At 70.0% G+C, this 17,738-nt stretch carries 16 protein-coding genes; 9 read left to right on the top strand and 7 right to left on the bottom strand.

Annotated elements, in window-relative coordinates; genetic code table 11:
* Positions 1-68: 68 nt before the first annotated feature.
* Positions 69-1,505, bottom strand: a complete 1,437-nt coding sequence (locus LRS07_RS14000) for an IS1182 family transposase (RefSeq protein ID WP_260498624.1) — start codon at positions 1,503-1,505, stop codon at positions 69-71.
* A gap of 353 nt (positions 1,506-1,858) precedes the next feature.
* Here LRS07_RS14000 and LRS07_RS13995 point away from each other — a divergent pair, with 353 nt between their 5' ends.
* The 4 genes from LRS07_RS13995 to LRS07_RS13980 are packed head-to-tail and all read left to right on the top strand — an operon-like array spanning position 1,859 to position 4,456.
* On the top strand, positions 1,859-2,245 hold the full coding sequence (locus LRS07_RS13995; RefSeq protein ID WP_260498623.1) for a TIR domain-containing protein: 387 nt from the start codon (positions 1,859-1,861) through the stop codon (positions 2,243-2,245).
* Positions 2,245-2,799, top strand: coding sequence for a RipA family octameric membrane protein (locus LRS07_RS13990; protein WP_260498622.1), 555 nt, complete (start codon positions 2,245-2,247; stop codon positions 2,797-2,799). The genes LRS07_RS13995 and LRS07_RS13990 overlap by 1 nt, the downstream gene beginning before the upstream one ends.
* 9 nt (positions 2,800-2,808) lie before the next feature.
* Positions 2,809-3,387 (top strand): DUF4062 domain-containing protein, encoded by a 579-nt coding sequence (locus LRS07_RS13985; protein ID WP_260498621.1) that lies wholly within the window; start codon positions 2,809-2,811, stop codon positions 3,385-3,387.
* A gap of 31 nt (positions 3,388-3,418) precedes the next feature.
* Positions 3,419-4,456, top strand: a complete 1,038-nt coding sequence (locus LRS07_RS13980; RefSeq protein ID WP_260498620.1) for a PIN domain-containing protein — start codon at positions 3,419-3,421, stop codon at positions 4,454-4,456.
* 182 nt (positions 4,457-4,638) lie between these two features.
* On the opposite strand, the gene LRS07_RS13975 is transcribed toward LRS07_RS13980, so the two are convergent.
* Together LRS07_RS13975 and LRS07_RS13970 are read right to left on the bottom strand one after the other, a co-directional pair.
* The gene (locus tag LRS07_RS13975; protein ID WP_260498619.1) at positions 4,639-6,570 is read right to left on the bottom strand and encodes a B12-binding domain-containing radical SAM protein; all 1,932 of its coding nucleotides are present in this window, start codon (positions 6,568-6,570) and stop codon (positions 4,639-4,641) included.
* A gap of 47 nt (positions 6,571-6,617) precedes the next feature.
* Positions 6,618-9,077, bottom strand: a complete 2,460-nt coding sequence (locus LRS07_RS13970; RefSeq protein ID WP_260498618.1) for a hybrid sensor histidine kinase/response regulator — start codon at positions 9,075-9,077, stop codon at positions 6,618-6,620.
* Between the two features lie 182 nt (positions 9,078-9,259).
* On the opposite strand from LRS07_RS13970, the gene LRS07_RS13965 reads away from it, so the two are divergent.
* The 3 genes from LRS07_RS13965 (at position 9,260) to LRS07_RS13955 (ending at position 12,287) form a co-directional block, all read left to right on the top strand.
* Positions 9,260-9,613, top strand: a complete 354-nt coding sequence (locus LRS07_RS13965) for a DUF1428 domain-containing protein (RefSeq protein WP_260498617.1) — start codon at positions 9,260-9,262, stop codon at positions 9,611-9,613.
* Between the two features lie 51 nt (positions 9,614-9,664).
* The gene (locus LRS07_RS13960; protein ID WP_260498616.1) at positions 9,665-10,552 is read left to right on the top strand and encodes an amidohydrolase family protein; all 888 of its coding nucleotides are present in this window, start codon (positions 9,665-9,667) and stop codon (positions 10,550-10,552) included.
* Between the two features lie 142 nt (positions 10,553-10,694).
* A complete protein-coding gene (locus LRS07_RS13955) occupies positions 10,695-12,287 on the top strand; it encodes a histidine kinase famiy protein (RefSeq protein WP_260498615.1) in 1,593 nt (530 codons plus the stop codon).
* Between the two features lie 19 nt (positions 12,288-12,306).
* Here LRS07_RS13955 and LRS07_RS13950 read toward each other — a convergent pair whose 3' ends face one another.
* Genes LRS07_RS13950 through LRS07_RS13940 form a run of 3 tightly spaced genes read right to left on the bottom strand, consistent with a single transcriptional unit; the run spans position 12,307 to position 15,748 of the window.
* Complete coding sequence (locus LRS07_RS13950; RefSeq protein ID WP_260498614.1) at positions 12,307-13,560, bottom strand: SAM-dependent methyltransferase; 1,254 nt, start codon at positions 13,558-13,560, stop codon at positions 12,307-12,309.
* Positions 13,557-14,375, bottom strand: a complete 819-nt coding sequence (locus tag LRS07_RS13945; protein ID WP_260498613.1) for a DUF1365 domain-containing protein — start codon at positions 14,373-14,375, stop codon at positions 13,557-13,559. The genes LRS07_RS13950 and LRS07_RS13945 overlap by 4 nt, the downstream gene beginning before the upstream one ends.
* The gene (locus LRS07_RS13940; protein WP_260498612.1) at positions 14,372-15,748 is read right to left on the bottom strand and encodes an NAD(P)/FAD-dependent oxidoreductase; all 1,377 of its coding nucleotides are present in this window, start codon (positions 15,746-15,748) and stop codon (positions 14,372-14,374) included. The genes LRS07_RS13945 and LRS07_RS13940 overlap by 4 nt, the downstream gene beginning before the upstream one ends.
* A 203-nt stretch (positions 15,749-15,951) precedes the next feature.
* Here LRS07_RS13940 and LRS07_RS13935 point away from each other — a divergent pair, with 203 nt between their 5' ends.
* A complete protein-coding gene (locus tag LRS07_RS13935) occupies positions 15,952-16,554 on the top strand; it encodes a sigma-70 family RNA polymerase sigma factor (protein WP_260498611.1) in 603 nt (200 codons plus the stop codon).
* Positions 16,555-16,624: 70 nt separating this feature from the next.
* Entirely contained in the window at positions 16,625-17,278 is a 654-nt protein-coding gene (locus tag LRS07_RS13930; protein ID WP_260498610.1) for a ChrR family anti-sigma-E factor, read from the top strand.
* Positions 17,279-17,320: 42 nt separating this feature from the next.
* Here LRS07_RS13930 and LRS07_RS13925 read toward each other — a convergent pair whose 3' ends face one another.
* Positions 17,321-17,734, bottom strand: coding sequence for a DUF2177 family protein (locus LRS07_RS13925; protein ID WP_260498609.1), 414 nt, complete (start codon positions 17,732-17,734; stop codon positions 17,321-17,323).
* Positions 17,735-17,738: the final 4 nt, after the last annotated feature.

Here is a 17,738-nt window from a genome sequence, read left to right as displayed (position 1 = left end):
CATCGGCCGCTGGAGCGCGCAGCGCTTCGGCGCATGGCCACTTACTCTCTTGCTAGGAAGTCTTCGTCCTACGCCCTCATCGCTTCGATCAGGGTCGTTGCACCCAAGATTCTGATCACGCGCCGCATGTTGTAGGCCAACACCTGCAGGCTCATCTCGGTCCGCACGCGCGGGAGCGTCCTGGTCTGGAAGTGCGTTGCTCCCATCCAAGCCTTCAGCGTGCCGAAGACGTGTTCGACGGTGCGCTGTCGTAGGCGGGAAGCTTCAGGCGCGCCGTCAAGGCGCGCCTGAACAACCTCCAGCACGCTTTCGTGCTCCCATCGGCTGATGCGCCGAAACGGCGCCGGGGTGCACTGCTTCTTGAGGTGACAGCCGGGGCACGCCGACGACCAGTACTTGTGGAGCGTCTTGCCGTCCTCGATCACGGTGAAGCGACGAACCGCCGTCTCTCCTGCCGGGCACCGGTACACGTCGCCTTGGGCGTCATAGGCGAAATCGCGCTTGTCGAAGCGCCCCTCGAACTTGCCGCCAGAGGTGAGTGGCTTGGGCACCATCGCTGCGATGCCCGCTCGCTCGCATTCCAGGATCTGGTAGCCCTCGAAGTAGCCTCTGTCTGCCAGAACGATCGGGCTCGGGTGAGCAGCAGCCTCCTTCGCCGCTTTGGCCATGGCGGCCAACTGGCCTCGGTCCGTGACGGCGTTGGTCACCTCATGCACAACGATCAGGTGGTGCCTGGTGTCGACGGCGGCCTGGACGTTGTAGCCGACGACCGCCGAGCCAAGTCGACTGGTTGCCATGGAGCGTGCGTCAGGATCGGTCAAGGAGACCTGCCGCTCATTGAAAGACCTGAGCTGCTGTTCGATCTCGGCCAGCCCTCGTATCTGCTCCTTGATCCTGGCGATCTTTTCCCTCAAACGGGCAGCCTTCTCGGGAAGCACCAGTGTCGGGTCGCGATCAGCGCGATCAAGCTCGGTGAGGTACCGGTTGATGTTGTGCTCCAACTGCTTCATCCGCACCTGAATCTTGTGGCTGGTGAAGTTCTTGTCTCGGTTGTTCACGCCCTTGAACTTGCTGCCGTCGATGGCCACCACCCCCTCGGTGAACAGCCGGAGCCGGCGACACAGAAGTACGAACTCACGGCATACCTTGCGGATCGCCTCTCCGTGGTCCTTTCGGAAGTCGGCGATCGTCTTGAAGTCCGGGGTCAAGCGACCGGTCAGCCACATGAGCTCGACGTTTCGCTGCGCTTCACGCTCCAGGCGCCGGCTCGACTGGATCTGATTGAGGTAGCCGTAGATGTAGAGCTTCAGCAGCACCGACGGGTGGTACGACGGGCGCCCGGTGGCGGCCGGCCTCACGCCATCGAAACCGAGCGAGTGGAGCTTGAGCTCATCGACGAAGACGTCGACAACGCGTACTGGGTTGTCTTCGGTGATGAAGTCGTCCAGACACTCAGGCAGCAGCGTGATCTGGCTGCGCTCCTCGCCCTCGATGAATCGCTTCATGTGGCCGCCCCAAGTCGCGTTGCCAAACCTTAAAAGCGCCGCCTCGATCGATCAAGACGTTTTCACACAGCCTCGACTGGTTGCTGTCGGTCGACGGCCGCCTCTTGAACGTCGGCGCGCACCGTAAGCCGACCTTCGCGACCCTCCAGTTCCGCTTCATAAGCAGGAGAGACCTGCTCTTCGGCGCCACCGGCACCGGCAAACGCGTTCCGGGATCGTGGCTAAACAGAGAGTCGGGATAAGCTAACCTGCCGGCGCAACCGCCGGAATATGGAGAACCACTGGGTGTGCCAGCGCTGAGTGAGATGGCCGATCGGTTGAATTAGAGCCCACCTACCTCGCAGGAGAAGCGGATGGCTAAGGCCCGTTTGTTCGTCAGCTTCGACTATGACAACGACGAAACCCTGAAGACGTTCCTGATCGGGCAGTCGAAGCACGACGACACGCCGTTCGATGTCACCGACGCCTCCGTCAAGGAGCACTTGACCGGCGACTGGGAAGAGAAGGTCAAGGGGCGCATCAACCGTGCCGACGTGGTGTGCGTGCTGTGCGGGATGCGGACCCATACGGCGAAGGGTGTCTCGATTGAACTCGCCATCGCCAAGAAGCTTGGCAAGCCATACTTCCTGCTCAAAGGGTATAGGGACGTGGACTGCACGCGGCCCAAGGGTGGCGAGAACGACAAGATGTACACCTGGACCTGGGAGAACCTCAAGACTCTCATCCACGGCGGGCGCTAATGCCTCGCCTGGACGAGAAATCGAAGCTGTGGAACGAGATACCCGTCAAGGAAGACGCGGTCTATCCGCACAACGAGAAGTGGTATAGCCATCTCCTTGATCAGTACAAGCTGTACGTGGAGATGGCTGACCGGATCAGCCAGCGGCGCACCACCGCGAACAACTACTTCCTGTCAGTGAACTCGGCGATCCTCGGCTTCGTCGGGTACCTGACCACCAAGGACTCGCCCGAGTACCTGTGGACCCTTGCCACGGCCGGCATTGCGCTGACCATGCTGTGGTTTGCGATCATCGTTTCCTACAAGAACCTGAACACCGCGAAGTGGGGTGTGGTGCACGAGATCGAGAAGCGCTTGCCGATCAGCCCGTACGACGCTGAGTGGGACGCGGTCCAGCGAGGCAAGAACAAGAAGCTGTACTGGCCGATCTCGCACATCGAGTCGTTCGTGCCGTGGGTGTTCGCAGGCCTGCACGTCTTCGTGTTTTGCAAAACCTTCCCATGGAAGGCGTTCCTTGACTTCGCAATCGGCATCGGGCGCAAGCAGTTCTGCTAAGGCATGGCGATGACACAGTCGATCTTCGTCAGCAGCACGTTCGTTGATCTTGAGTCGCACCGACGACTCGTACGCAGCGCGATTACGAAGTTGGAGCTGAGCTTCAAAGCGATGGAGTTCTTCGGGGCGCTTCCTGACACGCCAATGGAGGAGTGCCTTCGACTTGTCCGCGCCTCGAAGATCTTCGTCGGCATCATTGGCATGCGGTACGGTGACATCGACCCCGTCTATGGGAAGTCGATGACACAGCTCGAGTACGAAGAGGCACAGGCCGTTCGGCTGCCTACCCTGATGTACCTGATTGACGAAGATCACCACCCGGTGCTCCCCAAGCACGTCGACACCGGTGCCGGCGCCGAGAAGCTGGTGGCATTCAAGGCGCAGCTCAAGAATGCGCACGTTGTGAGCGCATTCACGTCGCCCGAGGATCTTGCCTTGAAGGTCACTCAGGATATCGTGCGGCTTGTCGGCGCAATGGCAAAGGAGCCCGCAGTGCAGGCGCTGCCTGATGCAGTCGACGGGCTGATGTCAATAGAAAGGGTGCTGGCGGAACTACTCAGGAACGCGCGTCCGCCTGCCGGCGCATGAAGAAGGTGTTCGAGGGCGGGGTGGCTTGATCATGTTCAACGTGCTGCTCGACACGTGCGTGTGGCTGGATCTGGCCCAGGATCGAAAGCTCCAGCCGTTAGTGCTTGTTCTTGAGAACATGGTCCGCAAGGAAATGCTGCGGCTCGTCGTGCCTGAGCTTGTGTTCACCGAGCTCAAGCGAAACAGGAACCGGGTTGCACAGACTGCGGCCAAGAGTCTCAAGTCGCACTTCCAACAGGTCCGTGAAGCGTTGACACGCCTACCGGGCGAAACACGCCGCAAGAAGTCCTTGCTGAAGCAGCTCGACGATGCGAACCACAAGGTGCCAATCGTTGGTGGTCGAGTGGAAGGCGTGCTGGACAGACTTGAGAGGCTACTGACCGACGCCCAGCACTCAAAGCCGTCCAGCGGTGCGATGCTTCGAGCGGCAGACCGGGCGTTGCATCGAAAAGCGCCCTGTCAGCACGAGAACAAGAATGGGGTGGCAGACGCGATCCTGTACGAGCTGTACGTCGACCTCGTGAAGGCTGCCCCGCCCGGTGAGCGACTCGCGTTCGTGACGCACAACAAGTCGGACTTCGGTGCGCAGAACGCGCGGCTGCCGCACTCTGACATCGCAGGCGCGTTCAGCCGCGTGAAGTCGCTGTACTTCATCAATCTCGCTGAGCTGCTGAGGCGCATCGACCCGTCGATGGTCAGCGAACTGATGTGGGAGCAGTCATGGGAGCAGGAACCGCGCGGCCTGCACGAGTTGCTCAAGGCCGAAGACCTGCTTTTCAATCAGGTTTGGTACAACCGCAAGATGGTCATGCGAGAGCACATCGAGGACGGCAAGCTCAAGATCGTGACTAAGGAGGAGTGGGACAAGGCCGGTCAGGGCGTTCGTCACCAATGGATGGTGGTCGACACCATTTGGGAAGGGTCTCTGCGTGCTCAGCGTCGAGTCGAGAAGGAGTACGGCAAGGAAAACCTTGGCCCGTGGGACGACTTCGAGTGGGGCATGATTAATGGGAAGCTATCAGCGATCCGTTGGATGCTCGGCGACGAGTGGGACATGCTTGATACGTGACCACGTGTGGAGTACTACAAGAAGACGTCGGCGCTGCCCAAGCCCGCGCGCTTCGTCGAGCGTGGGCTCGTGTGTGAATCGGTGACCGGTGTACGAATGAGAGCGTGAGTTCGAGCTTTCGCAGGGACTGACGGCTTACGCTGCATAGCGGACGTCAGTCATCCGCACCGCCCATCTCGCCGTCAGCCATTCATCCCCTCCCGCAACGCCCGCTCGATCCGATCCCTCCGCACCGTCGGCTTCGGCACCCGCACGTCGAACCACCGCCGCACGTCCTGCTCCAGGCCGATGCCGTGCATGTAGTTGTAGACCGCCTTCTTCAGCGCCCGGCCCATGGCGTCGTGGTCGGTGCCGGTGGGGTCGGTGAAGCCGATGTCGTTCTTGGCGAAGGCGCCGGGCGGCAGGGGCTGCAGGGTGACGCCGTAGGCCTCGGGCTCGCGGCCCACCGGGGAGTGCACGGTGCAGGTGAAGCGGTGGAAGAAGCCGCTCTGGATGCAGCCGGCCTCGAAGAGCTGGCGCACGTACTCCAGCGCGTCCACCGTGTCCTGCACCGTCTGGGTGGGAAAGCCGTACATCAGGTAGGCGTGCACCAGCACGCCGGCCTGCGAGAAGGCATGGGTGACGCGGGCCACCTGGTCCACCGTCACGCCCTTCTTCATCAGCTTGAGCAGCCGGTCGGAGGCCACCTCCAGCCCGCCGGTGACGGCGATGCAGCCGCTGTCGGCCAGCCGCTCGCACAGCGCGGGGGTGAAGGTCTTCTCGAAGCGGATGTTGCCCCACCAGGTGATGGGCAGCCGGCGCTGCAGCAGCTCGTCGGCCAGCGCCTTCAGCGCCTTGGGCGGCGCCGCCTCGTCGACGAAGTGGAAGCCGGTCTGCCCGGTCTCGGCGATCACCGCCTCGATGCGGTCGACCAGCGTGGTCGCGCTGGCCGCGTCGTAGCGGGAGATGTAGTCCAGGCTCACGTCGCAGAAGCTGCACTGCTTCCAGTAGCAGCCGTGGGCCACGGTCAGCTTGTTCCAGCGGCCGTCGCTCCACAGCCGGTGCATGGGGTTCAGCAGGTCCAGCAGCGACAGGTAGCGCTCGGTGGGCAGGCCGTCCCAGGTCGGCGTGCCGACGTCGTCGAAGTGGATGTCGGGCTCGACGAAGTTGACGTAGCGCACCTGCCCGGCGTCGGACCCATCGCCAACGTCACGCAGGAAGGTGCGCACCAGCCGCTGCCGCGAGCGCTTGCCCTGCAGGTGCTCCAGCAGCGCCAGCAGCGGCCGTTCGCCGGCGTCCAGCGTCACGTAGTCGACGACGTCGAAGACCCGCGGCTCGGCCAGCTCGCGCAGCTCGGTGTTGACGAAGCCGCCGCCCAGCACGACCACGGTCGCCGGGTCGTGCGCCTTCACCGCCTGCGCGATGCGCAGCGCGCCGTACACCGCGCCGGGGAAGGGCACCGACAGCAGCACCACGCCGGGCCGGTGCCGTTCCAGCGCCTGCCGCGTCAACGCCTGCAGGGTGCGGTCGATGAGGTTGGGGTCGGCCGCCAGCGCCTGGGCCAGCGGGTCGAAGCTGGGCTGGCTCATCGCCAGCCGCTCGGCGTAGCGCACGAACTCGAAGCGCGGGTCCACCGCGTCGCGTAGCACGTCGGCCAGGTCGTTGAGGTGCAGCGTGGCCAGGTGGCGTGCGCGGTCGTGCAGGCCGAGCGCGCCGAAGGCCCAGGCGAGCGGGTCTTCGCCGTCTTCGGCGACGTAGTTGTCCAGCGAGCGGAAGCGCGGCCCCTCGGGCAGCCAGCCGCGGCCGGCGATGCGGTGCGCCAGCGTCGGGTCGCGGCCCTGCAGGAAGTTGATCACCCGCGGCACGGTCTGGCGGTAGCGGTGGAACTCGCGCTCGAAGGTGGCCAGCGTCTCGCTGCGCCGCTCGGCCGGCAGCGCCGTCACCACGGCGTGCAGCGCGTCCAGGCCCTCGGCCGAGAACAGCGCCAGCACCAGCTCCAGCGACAGGTCGGCCTGCACCGCGTCCACCCCGCGCGAGCGCAGGAAGCCGGTGAGGTAGGCGGTCGACGGGTAGGGCGTGTTGAGCTGCGTCATCGGCGGGATGAGCGACAGCACGCGCGGGGCGGCGGGCGGCATGGGCCGGCAGCATAGCGGCGGGCCCGTGCCCGTCGCGGGCGGTGGCCTCAGCCGCCGGCGGTGCCGGGGTCGCCCGCCGTGTCGCCGCTTTCGCGCTGGAGCAGGGCGACCACCGCGTCCACCAGCGCCGACGGCGCCAGCGGCTTGACCAGGTGGTGCTGGTAGCCGGCCTCGATGGCGCGCTGCCGGTCCTCGGGGCGGGCGAAGGCGGTGAAGGCGGCGGCCGGGGTGTGGCGGCCCTGCGCCGCTTCGGCTTGGCGCATCCAGCGGATGAAGGCGTAGCCGTCGTGCACCGGCATGCCGATGTCGCACAGCACCGCCGCCGGCCGGTGCGCCTGGAAGCGCTGCAGCCCCTCTTCGGCGCTGCCCGCGGTGACCACCCGCGCGCCGGCGGCCTGCAGGGCGTAGGCGGCGACGGCGCGGCCGTCCGGCTCGTCGTCGATCACCAGCAGGTCGACACCGTCCAGCCGGTGGTCCTGCTCATGCACTGGCGGCCCCGGCAGCGGCGCCGGCGCCTCGGCGGCGGCGGTGCGGTTGCCGCGCTCGCGGCCCAGGGCCGGCAGGCGGACGGTGAAGGTCGAGCCCTTGCCCGGGCCGGCGCTGTCGGCGCGCACGCTGCCGCCGTGCAGTTCGGTGAGCTGGCGCACGATGGCCAGGCCCAGGCCCAGCCCGCCGAAGCGGCGGGTGCTGGACGCGTCCTGCTGCTGGAAGCGGTGGAAGGCGCGCGTCAGGAACTCGCGTTCCATGCCCTGCCCGGTGTCGGCGACGGCGATCTCGAGGTGGCCGCGCACCCGGGTGACCGACACCGTCACCCGGCCGCCGGCGGGGGTGAACTTCACCGCGTTGCTGAGCAGGTTCCAGACGATCTGCTGCAGCCGTGCCGGGTCGCCCATCACCGGCCCGGCGCGGGGGTCGAGCAGGGTGTGCACCGTCAGGTCCTTGTGGTCGGCGTTGGGCTGCACCGCCTCCACCGCCGCCGCCACCACCCCGGTGATGTCCACCGGCCCGGTCTCCAGCCGCATCTGGCCGGACTCGATGCGGCTCATGTCGAGCAGGTCCTCGATCAGCTGCACCTGCACCTGGGCGTTGCGCCGGATGGCGGCCAGCCCCTGCTGCAGGTTGTGCGGGTCGGCCACGCCGCGCTCCAGCAGGTGCGCCCAGCCGAGGATGGCGCCCAGCGGCGTGCGCAGCTCGTGCGAGATCACGGCCAGGAACTCGCCCTTCGAATGGCTGGCGCGCTCGGCGTCGGCGCGCGCGGCCTGCGCCAGGCTGAGCATCTCCTCGCGCTCGGCCTCGACCTGCTTGCGCCGGGTGATGTCCTGTGTCAGCTTCAGGTAGCCGAGCAGGCCGTCGTCCGGGCCGCGCAGGGCGGTCAGCACCACCGCCGCCTCGAAGGCCGTGCCGTCCTGGCGCAGGCGGCGTCCCTCGCCCTTGAATTCGCCGGTGCGCACGGCCATGTCCATCTCCAGCTGCGGCCGGCCGGCGGCCCGGTCCTCGGGGGTGAAGAGGTCCGCGAAGGGCATGCCGATGGCCTGCTCGGCCGTGTAGCCCTTCATCAGCTGCGCGCCGATGTGCCAGGACGAGATCCGGCCGTCCAGGCCGATGGTGAAGATGGCGTAGTCGCGCACGCCGCGCACCAGCGCGCGGAAGGCCTCCTCGCGCTCGGCCAGCAGGCCCTTCACCTGTGCCAGCTCGCGCTGCCGCTCGTCCAGGCGCACGCGGTGGGTGAGGTCGCTGTTGATGGCCACCGCGCCGAGGATGTGGCCGTCGACGCGGATCGGCGCCGCCGTGCCGCGGATGAAGACGTCCTCGCCGTCCGGCCGGGTGGCCCAGGTCTCCAGCGTCGCCATCTCGCCGTTCAGGGCGCGCGCGAAGGGCAGGTCCTGCGCCGCGACCAGGTCGCCGTCGCGCTCGCGGCGCACCCGGAAGCGCCGCCCCAGCTCGTCGATGCGCGCCCGCAGCTCGTCCAGCGACGCCACCCCCAGCATCTGCAGCGCCTGCGCGTTGCATTCGGTGATGCCGTCGGCATTGCCGATGTACAGCGCGTCCGGGATGGCGGCGATGGTCGCCCGCAGCACCGCCGCCTGCCGTTCGGACTGCGCCCGCAGCGTCCGTTCGGCGGCCAGCGCCCGCTCGCATTCGTCGGCGGTGCGGCGGGCGTCGGTGCCGTCGCGCAGCACCTTGAGGAAGGCGACGATGGCGCCCGCCTCGTCGCGCACCGGGCTCACGCTGCCGTTGGCGAAGAAGCGTTCGCCGTCGCGGCGCTGCAGCCAGCGGTCGTCGTGCGCGCTGCCGGTGCGGGCGGCCTGCCGAAGCTCGCGCTCGGGCACGCCGTCGGCCACGTCCTCCGGGGTGAAGGCCACCGCCACCGGCTGGCCGATCCAGTCGGCCTCGTCCCAGCCCAGGATGGCGCCCACGCCCTCGTTCCAGCTGGCGCAGCGGCCTTGCAGGTCGACCACGAACATGGCGTGGTCGCGCACCTGCCGCACGAACCGCGCGATGGCCATGTTCAGCGGGGCGGGCCGATCATCGTCTCGGGGCAGGGGGCTCACGGCCCCGGCCGGGCAACGCCTGTACCCGGGGCAACGCCGCAGGGCCCGGGCCGGACGTCGAAATCGGGCCGGCCCGTGCGTCGTGGGGCATGCGGGGCCCTCGGTGGGCCGCGCCGGTCCGACCGACAGGAGATGCGATGAACTACGTGGATGGCTTCGTGGCCGCCGTGCCCAACGCCAACAAGGAGGCCTATCGCCGGCACGCCGCCGACGCGGCGGTGGTGTTCCGGGAGCACGGCGCCCTGGGCGTCGTCGAGTGCTGGGGCGACGACGTGCCCGAGGGCAAGCTGACCTCCTTCCCGATGGCGGTCCAGCGCCGGGACGACGAGACGGTGGTTTTCGCCTGGATCACCTGGCCGTCGAAGGCGGTGCGCGACGCGGGCTGGAAGCAGGTGATGGCCGACCCGCGCATGGCCGCCGACCGCGCGCCCATGCCCTTCGACGGCCAGCGGATGGTCTACGGCGGCTTCCAGGTCATCCTGGACGCCTGACGGGGTGCCGCCGGCGCGCACCGCGTCGGCCGCTTCGGCTAAGGTGGCGCCATGGCACGCCACCCCATCGCCCGCCGTCCGCTGCTGCTGGCCGCCGCGCTGTCCGCCGTCGCCGGCGCGGCCAGGGCCCAGCCCGCGCCCTATGCCGGCCCGTTGTTCGATGCCCACCTGCACTACAACGACGAGGCGGTGGCGCGCTACCCCATCGCCGACGTGCTGGGGCGCCTGCAGCGCAGCGGGGTGCGGGCCATCGTGGCCAACAGCCGGCCGAACGACGGCACCAAGGCGCTGGCCGCGGCGCGGGAGGCCACGCGCGGCGCCGGCGTGACGGTGGTGCCCTTCGTGCGCCTGTACCGCAACCGCGCCGACTACACCGGGTGGCCGCACGACGCCAGCATCGTCGAGATGGTCGAGCGCGAGCTGGCCGCCGGCACCGAATCCGGCCCGTACCGCGGCCTGGGCGAGTTCCACCTCTACGACAGCGCCAACGCCGACGGCCCCACCGCGCGGCGGCTGATGCGGCTGGCCGAGCAGCGCGGCCTGGCGGTGCTGGCCCACGTCGACGACGTGGCGGTCGACCGGCTGATGGCCCATGCGCCGGGCGCCAGGCTCATCTGGGCCCACACCGGCATCGGCGGCGTGCCCCTCGAGCGGGTGAAGGCGCTGCTGGCCCGGTACCCGACGCTGCTGGGCGAACTGTCCTACCGGCCGGGGCTGACGGAGGGCGACGGCCGGCTGGCCGCGGCCTGGCGGGCGCTGTTCACCGAGCAGCCGCAGCGTTTCCTCGTCGGCTCCGACACCTGGGTCAACGGCCGCTGGGACGACTACGAGAACCTGATGCGGCAGGCGCGTCGCTGGCTCGGCGACCTGCCGCCGGCCGCCGCCCGCCGCATCGCCTGGGACAACGGCGCCACGCTGTTCGACCTGCCGGCCGGCTGACCATAACCCCACGGGGAGTGGAAACGTTCCCCTACAGGCAACGGCTGTCCCGCCCGACAGCCCGGGAGACCCGGGTTTCGAAGAATCTCGACATCGGCGCACCGCGCCGTTCGTCGAAAGGAAGCGCATGGTGCGCCCGCACATGCCCGCCGGCCCCTCCGAGCCGGTCACCGTCTCCCACGAAAAGCTGAACGCCGACCGCCACGGCCGGGACATCTTCTTCGCCGCCGTGGAGACCACCCGCATGCCGATGGTCATCACCGACCCGCGGCAGCCGGACAACCCCATCGTCTTCGCCAACCACGCGTTCCTGCAGATGACGGGCTACGAGCCCGAGGAGGTGCTGGGACGCAACTGCCGCTTCCTGCAGGGACCGGAGACCGACCGTGCGGCGGTGGCCGAGGTGCGGCAGGCGATCTCGCACGGCCGCGAGCACGCGGTCGAGATCCTCAACTACCGCAAGGACGGCAGCAGCTTCTGGAACGCGCTGTTCGTCACCCCGCTGTACGACAACGAGGGCGGGCTCATCTACTTCTTCTCCTCGCAGCTCGACGTCAGCCGCCGTCGCGACGCCGAGACCGCGCTCAGCCAGGCGCAGAAGATGGAGGCGCTGGGCCAGCTCACCGGCGGCATCGCGCACGACTTCAACAACCTGCTGCAGGTGATCGCCGGCAACGTCGACGTGCTCGAGCGGCGCATGCGCAAGCTGGGCCTCGACGACGAGGTGCTGACCAAGGCGCTGACCGGCGCCCGCCAGGGCACCAACAAGTCGGCGGCGCTGACGCAGCAGCTGCTGTCCTTCGCCCGCAAGCAGCAGCTCAGCGGCCGGGTGATCAACCTCAACGAGCTGGCGCAGAACACCGCCGAGCTGGCCCGGCGCACGCTGGGCGGCTCGGTGGAGCTGGTGCTGCCGCTGGCCGACGGCCTGTGGAACTGCCGCATCGACCCGACGCAGGCCGAGGTGGCGCTGCTCAACCTGCTGCTCAATTCGCGCGACGCCATGCCGCAGGGCGGACGCATCACCCTGCGCACCGAGAACCTGCTGATCGACGACGCCGGCGCCGCGCTGCGCACGCTGCCGGCGCCGGGGCCGTACGTCGGCATCAGCGTCAGCGACACCGGGCAGGGCATCCCGCCCGAGGCGCAGGCGCGGGTGCTCGACCCGTTCTTCACCACCAAGCCGGCGGGCAGCGGCACCGGGCTCGGCCTGTCGATGGTCTACGGCTTCGTCAAGCAGAGCGGCGGCGCGCTGACGCTCTACTCCGAGGTCGGCGTCGGCACCACGGTGACGCTGTACTTCCCCGCCACCGAGGACGCCGCGTGGCGGCCGGTGCCGCCCTCGCGCTCGGTGCAGGCCGGCGACGAGCGGGTGCTGGTGGTGGACGACCGGCCGGAGATCGCCGAGATGGCGGCGATGATGCTGCGCGAGGTGGGCTACACGGTGGTCGAGTGCCACAGCGCCAAGGACGCGCTGCGCCTGCTCGACGGCGAGGACGGCTTCGACCTGCTGCTGACCGACCTCATCATGCCGGGCGGCATGAACGGCGTCGTGCTGGCCCGCGAGGCGCGCCAGCGCCATCCCAAGCTGAAGGTGCTGCTGATGACCGGCTTCGCCGACGGCCTGCCCGACAAGTGGGGCGGCCGCAACTTCGAGCTGATCTTCAAGCCCTATTCGCAGGGCGACCTGACCAGCAAGGTGCGGCGGGTGCTGCACGGCGCCGACGGCACCTCCTGAGGCGCGCGGGCGCCTGGCCTCAGTCGTCGGTCTCGAAGACGTAGAGCCCGACGTCGATGCGGCCGGTGTTGAAGCCGGCCTCGCAGTAGCACAGGTAGTACTCCCACAGCCGCTTGAACCCGGCATCGAAGCCGAGCGGCTCGATGCCGGGCCAGGCGGCGAGGAAACGCTGCCGCCAGTCGGCCAGCGTGCGCGCGTAGCTGGGGCCGAAGCGCTGCTCGGTCGAAAGGCGCAGGCCGGCGCGCTCGGCGTGCTGCCGCATCGCCGTCACCGTCGGCAGCATGCCGCCGGGGAAGATGTAGCGCTGGATGAAGTCGGCGCCGCGGCGGTAGCGGTCGAAGTACGCCTCGTCGATGGTGATGGCCTGCAGCACCGCCCGGCCGCCCGGCTTCAGCCGGTCGCGCAGCACCTGGAAGTAGGTGGGCCACCAGGCCTCGCCCACCGCCTCGATCATCTCGATGGAGACGATGCGGTCGTAGCGGCCCTGCACGTCGCGGTAGTCCTGCAGGCGCAGGTCCACGCGGGCTTCGACGCCGCGCTGCCGGGCCAGCGCCCGCGCATGCGCCAGCTGCTCGGTGGACAGGGTGAGGCCGGTCACCGCCGCGCCGTGGCGCTCGGCCAGCGTGGCGGCCAGCGTGCCCCAGCCGCAGCCGATCTCCAGCACCTGGCCGCCGGCCGGCGTGTCGAGCAGCTCGACGATGCGGTCGAGCCGGGCGGCCTGGGCCTGCTCCAGCGTCTCCAGGCCGGTGGCGTAGAGCGCGCTGGAGTACAGCATGCTGGCGTCCAGCCACTGGGCGTAGAAGGCGTTGCCCAGGTCGTAGTGGTAGGCGATGTTGTGGCGGCTGCCGCGGCGGGTGTTGGCGTGCGCCAGGTGGGCCACGCGGGCCAGCGCGCGCGCCAGCACCGAGCCGTTCAGCGTGTCGCCCCAGGCCGCTTCGTTGAGGGCGCCGAACTCGATCAGCGCGGTGAGGTCGGGCGTCGACCAGTCGCCGTCGCGCCAGGACTCGGCCAGGCCGAGGTCGCCCTTCAGCGCCAGCTTCCACAGCGGCCGCCAGCGGTGCAGCACCAGCGCGGCGTCGCGGCCGGGTTCGGCGCCCTGCGCCTCGAGCCGGTCGCCATGGGGCAGGGTGACGGTGATGGAGCCGCACCGCACCTGCCGCAGCAGGCGCTCCAGCAGGCGGCGCAGCGGCCGGGCCGCGCGCGATGGCGTGGCGGCCACGGCCTCGGCCAGGGCCAGCTCCAGGGGCGCGGAGGCGTCGGTGCGGGTGTTCATGTCTTCGTCAGCGGGGCGGGCAGGGAAGCGGGGACGACGGTCAGGTCGGCGGCCGGCGGCGCCGGCCGCGGCTGCAGGCGGGCGCCCTTGAGCCACAGCTTCAGCGCCTCCCAGTGGATGGCGGCGATGACCTTGAGCGTGAGCAGCGGATGGGTGGCCAGCGCGCCGAGCAGCACGCCGTCGGTCAGCGGCCGGCGCCGCGCGTCGAGCTGCGCGGCCAGCACCAGCGTGCCGTCGTCGCGGTGCACGTTGACGCTTAAGGCCAGCCGCTCGGCCGGCGGGTGCACCCGGAAGCGGTAGTGCAGGTCCATGCCCAGGAAGGGCGAGACGTAGAGCTGCTTGTCGCAGCGCTGCGCGATGACGCCGCCGGCCGCCGCCTCGCGGGCCTGCGCCTCGTCCACCGGGATGAGGTAGCTGTGGCGCTGGCCGAAGGTGTTGTTGACCTCGTACAGGATGGCCTGCAGCGGCCCGTCCGGCCGGTGGCAGAAATAGACGGAGAGCGGGTTGAAGGCGTAGCCCAGGATGCGCGGCATGGCCAGCAGCCGCACCGCGCCGCCGGTGGCCAGGCCGTTGTCGCGCAGGCGTTGCTCGACCTGGGCCTTCAGCGGCGTGGCGCTGCCGTCGCCGTGGTCGGCCTGGCGCAGGCTGAAGAGGTTGAAGCGGTCCACCGACAACAGCCGCAGGCGGCGCGGCAGCGCCGGAAGGTCGTCCAGGTCGACCAGCAGCGAGAACACCCGGTAGCGCAGCCGGTGGCGCAGCGGCAGGAGCCGCTGGTGCATCACCGTCCCGCTGAACAGGCCGGAGTCCAAGCTCATGCGGCCACCGCCCCGGCCGGCGACGGCAGGTGGATGCGGCCCGACTCGTTGGCCACCGTCCACGGCCGGCGCACGCCGCCCAGCGCCTCGGCCACCGCCAGGCCGGACTGCAGGCCGTCCTCATGGAAGCCGGCGCCGAAGTAGGCGCCGCAGAACCAGGTGCGCTGGCGGCCCTGCAGGGTCCACAGCGCGCGCTGGGCGCGCATGGCGGCGGCGTCGAACAGCGGGTGCTCGTAGACCTCGGTGCGGATCAGCTGCTCGGGCCGCGGCGGCTGCAGCGGGTTGAGCGTGAGGAACAGCGGCGTGTCGTGTGGGATCGACTGCAGCCGGTTCATCCAGTAGGTGACGCAGGGCGGCCGGTCGGCCCCGGCGCGGCGGTCGGCCAGGTAGTTCCAGCTCGCCCACACCTCGCGCCGCTGCGGCATCAGCGCCGGGTCGGCATGCAGCACCGCATGGTTGCGGCTGTAGCCGAAGGCGCCGAGCAGCTGGCGCTCGTCGTCGCTGGGCTGCTCCAGCAGGTGCAGCGACTGGTCGGCGTGGGTGGCCAGCACCACCTGGTCGAAGCGCTCGGGCCACCAGCCGTCGCGGGTGCGCAGCAAGACGCCGTCGGCGTCGCGGCGCAGCGCCAGCACCGGCGTGTCCAGCCGCAGGCCGTCGGCGAAGGCGGCGGTCAGCCGGCGCACGTACTCGCGGCTGCCGCCGGTGACGGTGCGCCAGGCCGGCCGGCCGCTGACCTGCAGCAGGTGGTGGTTCTGGCAGAAGCGGATGAAGGCCTCGGTGGGGTGACGGCCGATGCGGCCGGCCGCGGTGGACCAGATGGCGGCCGCCATCGGGTACAGGTGGTCGTCGCGGAAGGCCTCGCCGTAGCCGTTGCGGGCCAGGTAGTCGTCCAGCGGCTCCAGTCCGGCGGCCGCTGCGTCGTTCGGCGCCTGGCGGTAGAAGCGCAGCAGGTCGACCAGCATCGACCAGAAGCGCGGGCGCAGCAGGTTGCGCCGCTGAGCGAACAGCCCCTTCAGGTCGGTGCCGGCGTATTCGAGCGCCCCGCCGTCCAGGCTGACGGCGAAGGACATGTCCGAGGTCTGCGTCGGCACCCGCAGGTGCTCGAACAGCGCGGTGAGGTTGGGGTAGGCCGGCTCGTTGTAGACGATGAAGCCGGTGTCCACCGCCTGCGCGCCGCGCGGGCCGGGCGCCTCCACCGTGTGGCTGTGGCCGCCGGGCCGGGCCTCGCCCTCGAACACCGTCACCCGGTGGCCCTGGGACAGCAGCCAGGCGCAGGCCAGGCCGGAGATGCCGCTGCCGACGACGGCGATGTGCTGGGGGCGGTCGCCGGTGCGGGCGGGCGGCAGGGGCAGGTCGGCCGGGAAGGCGGTCATCGGTCGGCGTGGGAGGGTCTGGCCGCTCTTACGCGCGCCGCGCGGTTTTGGATTTCGGCACGCCGGCGGCCGCCTCGGGCGTCCGGCCGGGGGGATTGATCCGGTCCGTGGCCGGCGCCGTATTAAGCTGCATGCCACCGCCCTCCCTGTCGTCCTTGCCGGGTGCGCCCGCGACGGCGTCCCGGCGCCGGCTCACCCCCGCCTTGACCCTGGTCCGCTCCAGCGCCGTGCGCGCCGACTCCACGCAGCCCGCCGCCGAAGAACTGGTCGCCTGGGTGCATGCGGTGGCCGTCCGGCAGGACCGTCAGGCCTTCGCGCTGCTGTTCAAGCATTTCGCGCCGCGCGTGAAGTCCTACCTGCAGCGCACCGGCGCCAGCGAGGAACTGGCCGAGGAGGTGGTGCAGGAGACGATGGTCAGCCTGTGGCGCAAGGCGGCGATGTTCGACGCCCGGCAGGCCGCGGTGTCGACCTGGGTCTTCACCATCGCCCGTAACCTGCGCATCGACGCCCTGCGCCGGCGCGGGCCGGTGGGGGCCTACGAGGACGAGGGGGTGACGCTGGACGCGCTGGTCGACCAGGCCCCGCTGCCCGAGGATCGGGTGCGGCAGGCCCGTCGCGACGAAGGCCTGCACGCCGCCATCAACCGCCTGCCGGCGGAGCAGGCGCAGGTGCTGCGCCTGTCGTTCTTCGAGGAACGGCCCCACGCCCAGATCGCCAGCGAACTGGGCATCCCGCTGGGCACGGTCAAGTCGCGGGTGCGGCTGGCCGTGGCCCACATCCGCCGATTGCTGAACCACCTGGAATGAGAACGACCGGATTCACCGCCGCCAGCCCCTCGGGGGATCGACCGCCGTCCCCGGCGGGCGAGGGGTCGACATGAACCACCACCCGGAAGACGACCTGCTGCTGGCCCATGCAGCGGGCACGCTGCCGACCGGCACCGCGCTGGTCGTCGCCGCGCACGTCGAGGGTTGCGCGCACTGCCAGGAACAGCTCCGGTTCTGCGAGTCCATCGGCTCGGTGCTGATGGACGAACTGCCCGAGGCGCCGCTGCGCGCCGACGCGCTGGCGCGCACGCTGGCGGCGATCGACGCGCTGCCCGCGGCCCCGACCCCGCGGTCGACCGAGGTCGCGGGGCCGCCGCCGCTGCCGGCGGGCGCCACCTGGCCCAAGGCGCTGGCCGGTTGCCGCGCCACCCCCTGGCGCTGGATGGGCCCGGGCATGCGCTGGAGCCGGGTCACCGTGCCCTACGACCCGGCGGCCAATGTCTTCCTGCTGCGCATCGGCGCCGGCAAGTACCTGCCCCAGCACACCCACAGCGAGCTGGAGGTGACGCAGGTGCTGCACGGCCGCTTCCACGACGGCCGGGCGCTGTTCGAGGCGGGCGACTTCGACGCCGCCGACGGCCAGGTGCGCCACCAGCCGGTGGTGCAGGAGGGCAGCGAGTGCATCTGCCTGGCCGCGGTCGAAGGCCGGGTGGTGTTCGACGGCTTCATCGCCCGCGCGCTGGGGTCGCTGGTCGGGATGTGAGGGCGGGGCGCGGCCCCGCGCCCGCCTCGGCGGGCGTGGGCCTCAGCCCCGGTCCAGCCGGAGCACGACCGCCGCCGACGCCCCCGCCGCCGCCGCGGTGACGAAGGCGCCCCAGGCCAGGTCGGCCAGCGTCACCGACCAGGGCCAGTCGCGCAGCGTGGCCTGGTTGGTCAGGTCGTAGGTGGCGTAGGCCAGCAGCCCGAACAACGCCCCGCGGCCGATCGCGCCGAGCGCGCTGCCGCCGTCCTGCGCCGGTGCGACGGCGAAGAACAGGATGCCGACCAGGTACAGCAGGTAGAACAGCACCGCCGGCACCCACTGCACCGTGTCGCCCATGAGGTGGCCGATGGCCGGCCGGTAGAGGCGCTGCGCCATGGTGGACAGCCAGATCGCGTCCAGCACCAGGAAGACGAGCGCGGCGATCAGATAGCCGACGACGGCGTGCTTGAAGGTCATGTGC

The sequence above is a fragment of the Aquabacterium sp. J223 genome (genome assembly GCF_024666615.1).
In the GTDB taxonomy this organism is placed as follows: domain Bacteria; phylum Pseudomonadota; class Gammaproteobacteria; order Burkholderiales; family Burkholderiaceae_C; genus J223.
The sequence above is the reverse complement of the archived record's forward strand: the minus strand, read 5'-3'. Positions and strand labels throughout refer to the sequence as shown.